This window comes from Aquisphaera insulae, from assembly GCF_011064615.1.
Taxonomy (GTDB): domain Bacteria; phylum Planctomycetota; class Planctomycetia; order Isosphaerales; family Isosphaeraceae; genus Aquisphaera; species Aquisphaera insulae.
This window is the reverse complement of record NZ_JAALJH010000028.1, coordinates 37,536-49,679: the sequence shown is the minus strand read 5'-3', so window position 1 is coordinate 49,679 and position 12,144 is coordinate 37,536. Positions and strand designations below refer to the sequence as shown.

At 68.6% G+C, this 12,144-nt stretch carries 7 protein-coding genes and 1 tRNA gene; 2 read left to right on the top strand and 6 right to left on the bottom strand.

Features of this window, described 5'->3' with window-relative positions; genetic code table 11:
- Positions 1-74: 74 nt before the first annotated feature.
- The 4 genes from ilvN to G6O54_RS16550 all read right to left on the bottom strand — a co-directional run bounded on the left by ilvN (position 75) and on the right by G6O54_RS16550 (position 6,246).
- Positions 75-731 (bottom strand): acetolactate synthase small subunit, encoded by a 657-nt coding sequence (gene ilvN / locus G6O54_RS16565; RefSeq protein WP_165226759.1) that lies wholly within the window; start codon positions 729-731, stop codon positions 75-77.
- A 219-nt stretch (positions 732-950) separates the two neighbouring features.
- Complete coding sequence (locus G6O54_RS16560; protein WP_250846934.1) at positions 951-2,525, bottom strand: DUF4340 domain-containing protein; 1,575 nt, start codon at positions 2,523-2,525, stop codon at positions 951-953.
- Between the two features lie 133 nt (positions 2,526-2,658).
- On the bottom strand, positions 2,659-5,418 hold the full coding sequence (locus G6O54_RS16555) for a Gldg family protein (protein ID WP_165226758.1): 2,760 nt from the start codon (positions 5,416-5,418) through the stop codon (positions 2,659-2,661).
- A gap of 99 nt (positions 5,419-5,517) precedes the next feature.
- Positions 5,518-6,246, bottom strand: coding sequence for an ABC transporter ATP-binding protein (locus G6O54_RS16550; RefSeq protein ID WP_165226757.1), 729 nt, complete (start codon positions 6,244-6,246; stop codon positions 5,518-5,520).
- Between the two features lie 371 nt (positions 6,247-6,617).
- Here G6O54_RS16550 and G6O54_RS16545 point away from each other — a divergent pair.
- Together G6O54_RS16545 and G6O54_RS16540 are read left to right on the top strand one after the other, a co-directional pair.
- Positions 6,618-6,691: transfer RNA gene (locus G6O54_RS16545), tRNA-Arg, on the top strand.
- A 223-nt stretch (positions 6,692-6,914) separates the two neighbouring features.
- On the top strand, positions 6,915-7,520 hold the full coding sequence (locus G6O54_RS16540) for a Uma2 family endonuclease (RefSeq protein WP_165226756.1): 606 nt from the start codon (positions 6,915-6,917) through the stop codon (positions 7,518-7,520).
- 21 nt (positions 7,521-7,541) lie between these two features.
- Here the strand turns inward: G6O54_RS16540 and G6O54_RS16535 are convergent, their stop codons facing one another.
- Complete coding sequence (locus G6O54_RS16535) at positions 7,542-11,189, bottom strand: ABC transporter permease/M1 family aminopeptidase (protein ID WP_165226755.1); 3,648 nt, start codon at positions 11,187-11,189, stop codon at positions 7,542-7,544.
- Positions 11,186-12,136: an ATP-binding cassette domain-containing protein gene (locus tag G6O54_RS16530; RefSeq protein ID WP_165226754.1), complete on the bottom strand. Its 951-nt coding sequence runs from the start codon at positions 12,134-12,136 to the stop codon at positions 11,186-11,188. The genes G6O54_RS16535 and G6O54_RS16530 overlap by 4 nt, the downstream gene beginning before the upstream one ends.
- Between the last annotated feature and the right edge of the window lie 8 nt (positions 12,137-12,144).

Genomic DNA, 12,144 nt, shown 5'->3' with positions numbered 1-12,144 from the left:
GGCCGCATGCGGTGGCCCCGGGCGTGGATTCGGCGTTGAGAATATCGGGTCCGACTCGCCCGCGGCGGGGCGGACTAGAGCTCGGAATGCCCCTGCACGGAGGCCTCGTCCTCCTCCTCCTCGGCCGGCGCGACGGCGGCGCCTTCCTCCGCCTCTTCGAGGTGCTTCAGGCCCCGGACCAGCGCGATGCCGCCGGTGCGGGCCAGCTCGAGGATCCCGTAGCCGCGGACCGCCTCGATGAACGCCTCGATCTTCCGCTCCTGGCCGGAGATCTCGATCATCAGGTGGTCGGGGCTGACGTCGACGATCCGGCCCCGGAAGATCTGGGCCAGCGTCTGGACCTCCGGCCGGTCGCCGGCCGTCGCCTTGAGCTTGATCAGCATCAGGTCGCGCTCGACGTAGTCCTCGCGCGAGATGTCCTGGACCTTGACCACCGGGATCATCTTCTCGAGCTGCTTGCGGACCTGCTCGAGGTGGCGCTCGTCCCCCTTGACCACGACGGTGATCCGGGAGAGGTCCTGGTTCTCGGTCTCGCCGACGGCCAGGCTGTCGATATTGAACCCGCGCGAGGCGAACATGCCGGAGACCTGGGCCAGGACCCCCGGCCGGTTCTGGACCAGGACCGAGAGGACGTGGCGACTCCGGCTCCCCGCCCCCGAAGGGCGGGCCTGAGAGGCGGCCGGGGCCGCATTCGCGTTCGATCCCGAGCCCGCTGCTGACGCTGACGCCATCGACGATTCCCCACGCCGGCCTGCCCGGGTCGCGCGAGCCGCGGCCTGGCATTCACGTTCGAGCACAACCAGCCAAAGAATTTACATCTTTCCTGCCAATTCACGCAAGGGCCTCGCCGCCCGCCGCGGCGCCCGCTAGACACCGCGGGCCGGCGGCGGGTTCAACTCCGTCACGCCGGCCCGAAATTCGGGGCATCGTCGCGGGGCTCGCCGCGACGCTCAGGGCTGGATCGGCGGCAGGCCGCCGGGGAGTCCGCCCCCCGAGGGGAAGCCGGGGGGGAGGCCGCCGGCGCCGGGGCCCCCGGGGGTCTCCGCCTTCTTGGGGCGGACGAGCGCGACCGGGTCCACCTTGATCGACCGGAAACTGTCGCCGGGGGTCACGTAGTACCAGGGCCCGAACCGGTCGGTCAGGTCCTCGGCCTTCTTCTTGCCGTCGGCCAGCTTCTTCTCGTAGTCCTTCTGATCGCGCTCCGCCTTCTCCTTCTTCGCCTTCTCCCTGGCCACGACGGCCGGGTCGTTCGGGTTGTCCGCGAACGGGCGGGCGGGGATCGTGCCCGGGGTCGTCACCGGCTTGGGCGCGTCGTCCTCGGCCTTGGGCTTGCTGATCAGCGACGGGTCATACCAGGCGGTGACCATGACGTAGCGGTTCTCCGCCGATCCCGCCGGCTTCTTCGGGTCGTCCTTCTTCGCCTCGGCGGCCTTCTCGGCGTCGTCGGACTGGCCGGCGGACAGGTCCTCGCCCGAGCCGAGGGCGAGCTCGCCGAACCGCAGGGCGTAGACGATCCCCTCGTCCGTGAAGACGCGGACGTCACCCTGGTTGGACAACATCTGGCCGTCCCGGGTGGGGAAGAAGCCGCGGGAGGCGAGCGAGGTCAGCACGTTCTTGGGGAAGTTGAAGTCCTTGTCGCCGCTCCGCTTCAGCTCGCGGGTGACGCCGGCCGGCTTGGGCCGGACGCCGACGATCTTGAGATCGGCCAGGGCGTCGGCCATGGCCCGGAGCTTGTCCGGGTCGAGCTCCTTGTCCTCGGAGACGCCCTCCATCGTCCAGGGGGAGCTCGCGTCCTTCCGCTCGATGGTCAGGATCGGGCCCTGCTCGATCCCCTGGTCCAGGCTCACCTTGTGGTTGTCGAAGACGACCTTGCGGACGTGGCTGGCGTCCAGCTTCAGGAGATTGGTCTCGATCCAGTCGGCGAACCGGACCGAGGGCTCGGCCTTGATCTTCACGCCATAGACCCGCTTCTGGTCGGGCAGGCGGACGTAATGCTGGACGGCCCGGTCCTTGGGCTCGGCCCCCTTCGAATCCCCGCCCTTGATCTCGGCTCCGATGATGAAGTCGGCCAGGACCTTCTCCGAGGCGTCCCGCAGGGTGATCCGCTTGCCCCGGCCCTTGAGGGTGGTGTTCTTGGTGTCGAGCGGGTCGATCACCCCCATCGCCTCGTAGTTCTCCGGGCTGTCGGTCCGGATCGTGTCCTTGGCCAGGTCCATGAGCGCGGCGGCCGTCTTCGAGAGGCGGTCGCGGGCGTCGGCCGGATAGTCGTAGTGCGACGGGATCACCCAGCGGTTGTTCTTGAACATCACCCGGAACCGCAAGGGCTCGGCCGTCGCGGCGTTGAAGTCGACGACCTCCAGGTCGGTGCAGGCGAGCGGGTCCTTGAAGTCGGGATAGAACGCCTGGCCCTGGTCGTTGAACGCCTCGGACTGGACCACGCGGTCGCGCGTGGAGAGGAGCGCCACCACGGAGAGGACCAGGGCCACGGCGGCGAAGGTCAGCGTCTTGGAAAGCTCGGTCATCATGGATCCTCGGGGAGGAGCCCGGCGGCGACGGGGGCCGGCCGGGCTTGCATCGGCGCGATGGTCCTGGAACCTCGGTGTCGGTGTCGGTGCGGCGAAGAGGTCGTCTCGCCGGGTCTCGCCTCGCCTCGCCTCGTCAGGCGAGGCGGGTGGGGACGGCCCCCGTGTTCTCGCGGTTGAGCCGGATGAAGAAGACGACCAGGCCCAGCAGGAGCGGGGGCAGGGGGGGCAGGGCCGCGGCCATGAACCGGACCCGGTTCTCGATCGCGCGGGTCTTCTGCTCCGACTCGGCCTTCGCGTCGCGGACCTTGTCCAGCCGCTCGTCCTCGACCTTGGTCTTCTCCACGTCGAGCCGCCGCTGGGCCACGTCCTGGAGGTTGGCCAGCATGATCTCCTTGGTGCGCTCGTCGTAGTCGGTGCGGGCCTTCACCTCGTCGACCTGCTTGTTGAACCGCTTCTGGGCGTCGTCCAGCTTCTCCTTGGCGGCGTCCTCGGCGAGCTTGGACTGCTTCTCGTACTCGGCGACGAACGTCTTGGTCTCGCGCTCGATCCTCTCCAGCGTGCGGTGCTTGAGCCGCTTCTTGCGGAGCTCGACGAAGGAGTCGTCGCCGGCCAGCACGTCCACGCAGTTGAGGATGAAGGTGACGTTGTCGAAGTCGAGATTGGCGACCTTCTGGCGGCGGAGCTCGAAGAACTGCTCGCCGATGAGGTCCATGTCGGCGATGGCGATGACCTTGATCGTCGCCGGCTTCTCGTCCTTCTTCGGCTCGTCCTTCTTGGAGTCCGCCGCCGGGGGCGTGGCCTGGGCGGCCGGGCCGGAGATCCGCGCGGCCAGCGTGTAGCTGGAGCCGGTGGAGACGTGCCGCCGCCGCGGGTTGATGCCGCCGATCCCCATGAAGCTCTGCTGCACCGCGTCATCCCAGTTGAGGATGCCCCCGGAGTCGTCCGTCCGGAGCAGGGGGGTGAACTCGGGGCCGGCACCGCCGGCCTTGGGACGCAGCAGGCCGGGGAAGAGGGTCACGACTTCCTGGAGGCCTGAGGTGGCCGGCTCCTTGGGATTGAACGCCTCGGCGTTGCCGCTGCCGTCGCCGACGAACACGATCTCGGGCTCGAGCATGGCGAGCTGGGGGTGCGGGTTGTACCGGTTCCAGACGATCTCGGTGCTCGGCCAGTCCAGGCCCAGCAGGTCCAGCAGCGGCTTCAGGTCACCCTTCGGCTCCGGCGGCTGGCCGCCGCCGAACATCCCGCCGGGCGGCATCCGCGGGACCGACGGCGAGAGCTGCGGGTTGAAGATCGGCAGCGGGTCGAGCAGCAGGATCGTCGGGCCGCCCCCCTTCACGTAGGTCGTCAGGTTGTCGATCTGCTTCTGCGTGAGCGACGACGGCAGGCCGACGATGAGCGCGTCCAGGTCCGACGGCACGGTCGAATCGGGCGAGACCATGCTCACCTCGTACTGCTTCTTGAGCTCGCCGACGACCGACCACTCGGGGGACTGGTTCATCGACCGCATGTCGAAGCCGCCCATCATCTTGGCGTCGGTGTTGAGGATGCCCACCTTCTTCCGGGCGGTCCGCGAGACGACGCGGATCGACCGCGTCAGCTCGTACTCGACCGGCAGCCCGCGGTCGAAGAAGGGGACGACGACCTCCTCGAGCCCGGAGGTGAACGCCACGCCCAGGATCACCTCGGAGACCGACCGCTTGGCCTGGTCCTCCGAGAGGACCTGCTTGGGCTCGATCCCGAACCGCTTCTCCGCCTCGTGGGCCGCCTCGGAGTAGAGGTCCGCCGGGACCAGGTTGAGCTTGATCCGGCCGCCGCTGGACGCCTCGAACTCGCGGAGCAGGCCCAGCAGGTCGGATTTCGTCTGGATGAACTCGCGGGGGACCTCCGGGCTGTAATACGCCTGGACGAGCACCGGGCGGTCGGCGGGGATCTGACTCACCAGCGCCAGCGAATCCGCCGAGAGGGTGTGCATCCGCTCCGCGCTCAGGTCCTTCCGGATGCCGGACTTCTCGAACATCAGGCTGAGGGAGAAGAGGCTCACGAGCACCGCCACGAACCGGATCGCCGAGTGCACCCAGCGTCCCTGGCTGGCCTCGCCCCCCGCCCAGTGGCGGCGGCCCAGGAGCATCATGTTCAGGTAGAGCATCGCCGCGGCCAGCGAGGCGAAGTAGAAGACGCCCGAGAGCGACACCACCCCGGTCCCGAAGTCGCGGAACTGGGTCGGCACGGACCAGCTCTCGATGTTCCGGCGGAGCGAGCCCGCCGTCGGCGAGCCCAGCCATTCCAGGAAGATCGGCACGGCGCAGAAGAGGGCGCCCATGATGAAGGCCACGGTCACGTTCGACGACAGGAGCGAGGCCACCATGCCGACGGCGATCAGCATCGCGCCCATCAGCCAGTAGCCCAGGAAGGTCGCGAACATCACGCCGTAGTCCGGTGAGCCCAGGTAGGCGAGCACCACCAGGTGGCTCAGCGAGAAGCCCAGCGCGACCGTGTAGATCCCCAGGGCCGCCAGGTACTTGCCCAGGACGACGTCCAGGTCGTGGGCCGGCAGCGTCAGGAGGAGCTCGTCGGTCCCCTGCCTCCGCTCGTCGGCCCACGAGGTCATCGTGATGGCCGGGATGAAGAAGAGCAGGACGTAGGGCATGTACCGATTGAGCTGATCCAGGTTGGCCAGGTTGCTCGCGAAGAACTCCGGCTGCCAGAAGGCGACGCAGGAGCAGATGATCACGAACAGGGTGATGAAGACGTAGCCGGCCGGGTTGCTGAAGTAGCTCTGGAGGTTCCGCTTGAAGATCGCCCAGATCACATGCGGGCGGAACGGCCCGGCGCCGGCGGACGGTCGCCTGGCCGCCGGAGGCTTGCTCGTCGGTTGGGTCTCGAGGGTGGTCACCGCGGGGATCCTCTGGGAAAGTTGGCCGTCGGACGTCGCCTCCGGCCTGTCCTGACTGACAATGTGCCTGGTGGGGGTGGCCCGGTCGTGCGCGTCGCGTCAGACCGGCTGGGCGGTCAGCTTGTAGAAAGCCTGTTCGAGGTTGCCGGCCTCGTGGGCGAGCTCGGCGGGCTTGCCGTCGAAGACGATCTTGCCGTCGTGGATGAACAGGACGCGGTCGGCGACCGGCTCGACCTCCTGGAGGATGTGGGTCGAGACGAGGATCGTCTTGGACCGGCCGAGGTCGCGGATCAGGGACCGGACGCCGCGGATCTGGTTGGGATCCAGGCCGCTGGTCGGCTCGTCCATGATCAGGACCTCCGGGTCGTGGAGCAGGGCCTGGGCCATGGAGACGCGCTGGCGGTATCCCTTCGAGAGCTTGCCGATGGGCTTGTGCGCCACGGTCCGGAGCGAGCACTGGTCGATGACGGCGTCCAGCCGGCTCTCGAGCCTCGCCGCCGAGAGCCCCCGCGCCGTGCCGAAGAAGCGGATCAGGCTGGTCGGGGTCATGTCGGGGTAGAGGGGGCCGTTCTCCGGCAGGTAGCCGAGGTGCTCCGCGGCCCCGATGCGATCCTCCTGGACGTCGATCCCGGCGATCCTGGCCGAGCCGTGGGTGGGGGCCACGAATCCGGTGAGGAGCCGCATCGTGGTGGTCTTGCCGGCGCCGTTGGGGCCGAGGAACGCGACGACCTGACCCTTGGGGATGGTGAAGGTCACGTTTCGGACGGCCAGGAACGACCCGAACTGCTTGCAGAGACCGTCGGCCTCGATCATCACGGGTGTGGACATGCCGACAACTTCCTCCCAGGCCACGAATCCACTCGCCGGCCGTCGCGGGCCGGATCCCAATCTCTCGCCGGGCGAGCCGATCTTGCCTCGGGCGCGGTCAAGGGGGAGCCCGCCCACGGATCGGCTGCATCACCGGTACATCGAACGCGGCGGCCGGCCGCTCTCCGTTGATTACTACGAGCGGCGTCCGAAGGGGTTCATTATGCGCGCCCGGCAAACCCGATGCAACCGTTACCGAGCCCGCGTCGGAGTCCATGCTAGCCGCGGCGAACCCCGCCTCCGCGCCGCGTGTCCGAACGAATGCACGGGCATCGGCCCCTTGCCAGCACGAGGTCGGATCGCTACGATGATCTCACGTCGAGCAGCACGACGCACCCGTAGCTCAATTGGATAGAGCATCGGTCTACGGAACCGAAGGTTATAGGTTCGAATCCTATCGGGTGTACTTGGATTGAACAGCCACGAAGCATGGTCCAGGCCCGCGGGCTCTCTGTAGCTCTTCGTATTGATTGAACCGAATCCAGACAGCTCTCCTCGCCTGCTACAACACTTCCCGCCAGGCCTCACGTGCCGACTGCTTGCGTTTCTGCGTGCCGTGTTCCCACCCGGTATGGCGGCCACGGTCGAAGGGATTCTCTCCTTCACGCCCACTCCAAAGGTGGTGCCAGATGTCCACAGTATCGACGACCGGCCAGGCCGAGGCGACTGCGACGGCGCGATCGGCCCCGCCTGGGCGCATCAGCCTGGCGGAGTACGAAGGGTGGATCGACTCGGGGGCGATCGAGGAGGGGGCGCCGATTGAGCTCTTCGAGGGGAGGTTGGTCCGGAAGATGACCAAGGGGCGGAGGCACTGCGCGTCGTCGGTCAAGGGCCTGCAGGCGATCGAGCGGATGTTGCCCCCCGGCTGGTTCGTCGGGACCGAGTTGCCGATCCGGATGCCGTCTTCCGCGGGCATGCCGGAGCCGGATCTGTCGGTGACGCGGGGCGAGGCGGACGACTACCTGGAGCGGGCACCCGGCCCGGCGGACGTCGCCCTTGTCGTCGAGATCGGCGATAGCTCGTTGTTCGAAGATCGCCGCCGGGCGGCCGTCTTCCTGGCCGAGGGTTATCCAGCTTATTGGGTCGTGAACATCCCCGATCGCCGGCTTGAGGTCTACACGCCAGCCGGCGTCGAGATCCTTCCCGAGGGCGCCTCGGTCGAGCTGATACTCGACGGCGCGGCCATCGCCCGGATCGCCGTCGCCGACTTGCTACCGCGGCGCACGGCCGACTGATCACATCGCCGGGGCCGATCCTCAGAACCGCGTCGTCGCCGTCTTCCGCTGGAGCTGCAGGACCATCGCGTCGGGATCGACGACGATCTCCTCCGGCTCGAAGGGGCAATCGATCGTCACCTCCTTCGATTCGCCGGCCCCCGGCGAGGCCGTGGCGCGAGCCTCGAGGTAGTCGGCAGAGGGCTGGCCCTTCGTGTCGAAACGCTTGCCGCGGGTGGCGGCGACCTCGACGGGCATGATCCCGGTGCCGGCGTTCTCCAGGCGGACGGTCACCTTCCAGCGGTCCCCCTCGGCCACCTTCTTCGGGTCGTGGAGGCGGTACTCGGGGAGGACCACCTCGCGGAACCACTGGCGGGCGAAGGCGTCGAAGTCCGCCGGATCGGCGGCGAACGGACGCATCGCGGCCAGGAAGTCCTGGATCACGGGGTGATCCGGGTTGTTGTGGTATGCCTTGAAGAAGGCGTGCAGCCCCTGCATGGCCCGGTCGCGGCCCATCCGGTTCATCAGCATCCAGAAGGCCCAGCCCCCCTTGTCGTACGTGACGGTCGTGTCGCCGTCGCGCGAGCCGTCGAGCTTGACGAGCGGACGCTCCGAGTCCGCCTTTCGGCTCTTCGCGTAGCTCGATTCCAGGCGCTTGCACAGGTCAATCCGGGCGTTCAGGCCCTTCGCCCGCTCGACCAGGAGGATCGTCGAGAAGTGCGACGTCCCCTCGGAGAGGACGTTGCCGCCGGGCCCCTTGCCCGGGCTGACGATGCTCCCCCACCACTGGTGGGCGGCCTCGTGCGCCGTGATCTCGAAGGGGGCGTGGATCTCCGCGCTGTCCTCGGTCAGGAAGCCGATCCCCTCGGAGAACGTGATGTTGGTGGGGAAGCCCTGGGCGTAGGTCGCCAGGTTGGGGAACTCGCTGAGCTTCAGCTCCTTCCAGGGGAACGGATAGAACCACTCGGAATAGTACTTCCGCGCGGCGTCGAGCGAGGCGAGCATCTCGGCCACGTTGTAGGCGTGGGGCGGGTGGTGGAAGACCGCGGTCCCCTCGCCCCGATCGACGTCCCAGCGGCCGGCGACGACGTTGAAGAAGCTGACCGGCTGGTCGCTCTCCCAGGTCGTCGTGCGGCGGCCGTCCCGGACCTCGTCGGCGACCTGCGTCCCGACCGAATTGAGCGTGAAGTCCGCCGGGCCCGTGATCCGGATCCGGGTGGTGAACGGGCTCCTCGGGCCGAGGCCGGAATCGGTCTGCCCCTCGAAGAAGTCGTCGGGATACTCCTTCGAGTCGAACTTGTTGTCGTCGTCCACCCCGAGCTGCTCGACGAACCCGACCACCGGCACGAACGTCGGCGTGAAGCTCGTGAGCACGACCGACGACGGGAGGATGAACTCCATCAGCGAGCCCCCCTTCTTGCTGATCCCGCGGGGGACGGCCCCCTCGTGATGGAAGCCGATCTTGACCGACCCGTGCCGGGGCAGGGGGGCTTCGGGGGTGAAGACATAGAGCTTCGAGCGGTCGGCCGGCTCGTAGGGCCGGCCGTCGAGGGTCCAGGTGAGCTTTTCCCAGTTCATCCCCCCGGTGAGGGTGACCTGCCGCAGCGGGGCTTCATTCGGGTTCGTCAGGTCGTAGGTCCCCGAGGCCCGGAAACGGCCGGTCTCCGGGAAGAGCTCCAGGTCGAGGTCGACGTGGGTGATGTCCGGGACCTTCGCGTCGTGGAAGGTCGCCAGGTTCTTCCGCCAGTAATCCTTCTGCTGCTTCTTCGCGGCCTCGCCCCCGTAGCCCCACGAGACCTCGAGGGCCAGCCAGAGGCCGGCGACCAGCGCCAGCGAGCCCCAGCCTGCCAGTCGAAGGCCCGTGCCGAGGATGGAGCGGGGCCGCAATCGCTGGATGATCCGCACCGGATCGGCCTCGCGCCGGCCGAAATAGCGGGCCGTCGCCGCCACGAGCCCGACCGCCAGGCCGACGGCCAGCAGCCGGCTGAGGACCAGGGCCCGGCGGTCGAGCTCGAGGACGCTGATGTCGCTCCAGCTCGTCGCGCTCCAGAGCGGCCAGTTGCCCACCCAGTTGATCTCGCCCGTGAACAGTCGATAGGCGGTGAAGGTGATCGTCGCCAGGCCGATCGCGTAGGTCGCGTAGCGGTTTTTCGTCAGGGACTGGACGGCCATGACGAAGCACGCCCAGGCCGCCAGCGAGGGGAGCGCCAGGAGGCCCCAGACGATGACGAAGGGGCGGACGGAGAATGGCACCTTCCCCTGAACGAGGATCGCGATGTATCCCGCCAGCGCGGTGGCCGCGACGATCACCATCGCGACGGCCGCCTGGGCCACGGCCTTCCCCAGGATCATCGAGCCGGTCCGGACCGGCGTGGCGAAGGCGATGGCCGCCAGCCGGGTGGCCCGCTCGCGCTCGAACGAATCCACCGAGTAGAAGAGCAGGAGCAGGCACGTGCACGTCACCAGCGGGTTCATCGAGCTCATGGCGAAGTTGCCGGGGGTCACCAGGAACGACGTGTCCAGGAACCCGACCCGCGAGACGGCCACCTCGTAGGTCTGAAGCAGGATGAGCGCCGCGAACAGGTAGATCCCCGGGCTGGTCAACAGCGCGGCGAGCTCCACCTGCGCGACGGAGATCGCCCCGGCGAGGAAGCCCGGCCGGCGACACGTCATCTCGAGGGCGGCGAGCGGCGAGGCGGCCTGCGTCGCACCGACTCCGAGCTCATCCCCGACGGCTCCCTCCGACTGGATCACGGCGTCGGCGAGCGCCGCACGCTTGCGCCGGCCGACGAGTCCGCGCACCATGGCCGCGAAATGCGAACGGGTCCAGGCCACGGCGGCCAGCCCGGCGACCACGAGCACGATTCGGCTGATGAGGAATCCCGGGTCGGGCGGGATGGGCGAATTGTTGTAGAAGGCCGCGCCCCGGTCCACTTTCAGCCACGTCTCCTGGAGCCAGCGGAAGCCGCCGATGTCGAGCCACATCAGGAGGCGGTTGAGCCGCGGATCGAGCCAGCCGGGGGACCAGCTCCAGAGGAAGAAGATGTCGAACATGAACATCGCCAGCGGCAGCAGGAAGACCAGGACAGGCCGCCGGGATCGCTCGCCGACGAACATCGACACGCCCGACAGGAAGACCAGGAGCGGGACCGAGATCGACAGCGCCGGCCGGATGTAGTTGATCGCGTGGAGCGGCCCGCGGAGGTCCTTGGCCGCGGCGTTCGGGACGACGTGGTTGAAGAAGACCATGGCCGCCAGTTGGAGCGCCAGGACGAGGAGGCCGATCGAGAGGACGGCCAGGTATTTCCCCCAGATGTACTCACCCGGCCGCAACGACGTGGCGTGGAGGACGTCGCCGAGCCGCCATTCCTCGTCGTGGAGGATGGTCATGCCCGAGAGGATGGCGAGGAAGAAGCTGGAGACCAGCGGCGTGAGCATGGCCAGTTGCATCGCCACGGCGAACTCGGACGTCAGCCAGGCCTTGGTCCCGCCCACGCCGGAGTCCCCGCTCTGGATCCGGACGGATCCCGAGGACATCCCCCACGCGAGCAGGACGAGGAGTCCGCACCAGACCAGGACCGTCGGCTTGCGCACCTGCTGGCCGAATTCGCCGGCGAACACGGTCAGGAAGCGGCGGAGGCTGAGGCGCGTGGCGGCGGCCGCGGGCCGCGAGGGGGTGAGATCGGTCACGAGAGGCCTCCCGCGACCGGGGCGGCGGCGTCAGTGGCGGTGGCCGGTTCCGGCGTACCCCCCGGCGGCCGTTGATTCCCCTGAATCATGAGCATGTAGGCGTCTTCCAGCGTCGGCGAGACGGGCGAGAAGCCCGGGGGCGGGTCTCCCTCCGGCTGATGGATGCGGACGCGGTCCTGGCCCTCAACGAGATACGACTGGGTGACGCAGCGGCCAGGTCCGCGGAGGATCTCGGGGAGCGTCCCCGCGGGCAGGGTCCCCTCGAAGAGCGTGCCGGAGAGCCAGCGGCGGGCCTCGGCGGGCGTCGTGTTCGCCACGAGCCGGCCGCGGCGGACGATGGCGAATCGCGGGCAGAGGACGGCCACGTCCTCGACGATGTGGGTGGAGAGGAGGACGATCCGGTCCTCCGCCAGCTCGGAGAGGAGCCGGTAGAACCGCAGCCGCTCCTCGGGGTCGAGCCCGGCGGTCGGCTCGTCGACGATGATCAGCCGCGGATTGCCGGCGATCGCCTGCGCGATGCCCAGCCGCTGCCTCATGCCGCCGGAGTAGGTCTTCACCTTGCGCCCGGCGGCATACGAGAGGTTCACCTTCTCGAGCAGCTCGTCGCAGAGAGGATTCAGGCCGCGAGGACCGGTGACCCCCTTGAGCCGCAGCAGGTACCTGAGCATCTTCGTCCCCGTGAGGTGGGGGAAGAAGCCGAAATCCTGCGGCAGGTAGCCGAGCTGTCCCCAGACGCCGGCCGGGTCGTCGAGGATCGACGTGCCGTCGAGCGTCGCCGAGCCGGACGTGGCCTCGAGCAGCCCGGCGAGGATCCGCATCAGGGTCGTCTTCCCCGCCCCATTGGGCCCGAGCAGCCCGAACATGCCCTGGCCCACATCCAGATCGATCCCCTGGAGCGCGGCGACGGGCCCGGGATAGACCTTCACCAGGTCGCGGATACTCAGCATGCCAGCTC

Bases quoted from the DNA above. Each gene is read 5' to 3' on its own strand.
- ilvN (WP_165226759.1), bottom strand. From the start codon at position 731: ATGGCGTCAGCGTCAGCAGCGGGCTCGGGATCGAACGCGAATGCGGCC.
- G6O54_RS16560 (WP_250846934.1), bottom strand. From the start codon at position 2,525: ATGATGACCGAGCTTTCCAAGACGCTGACCTTCGCCGCCGTGGCCCTG.
- G6O54_RS16550 (WP_165226757.1), bottom strand. From the start codon at position 6,246: ATGTCCACACCCGTGATGATCGAGGCCGACGGTCTCTGCAAGCAGTTC.
- G6O54_RS16540 (WP_165226756.1), top strand. From the start codon at position 6,915: ATGTCCACAGTATCGACGACCGGCCAGGCCGAGGCGACTGCGACGGCG.
- G6O54_RS16530 (WP_165226754.1), bottom strand. From the start codon at position 12,136: ATGCTGAGTATCCGCGACCTGGTGAAGGTCTATCCCGGGCCCGTCGCC.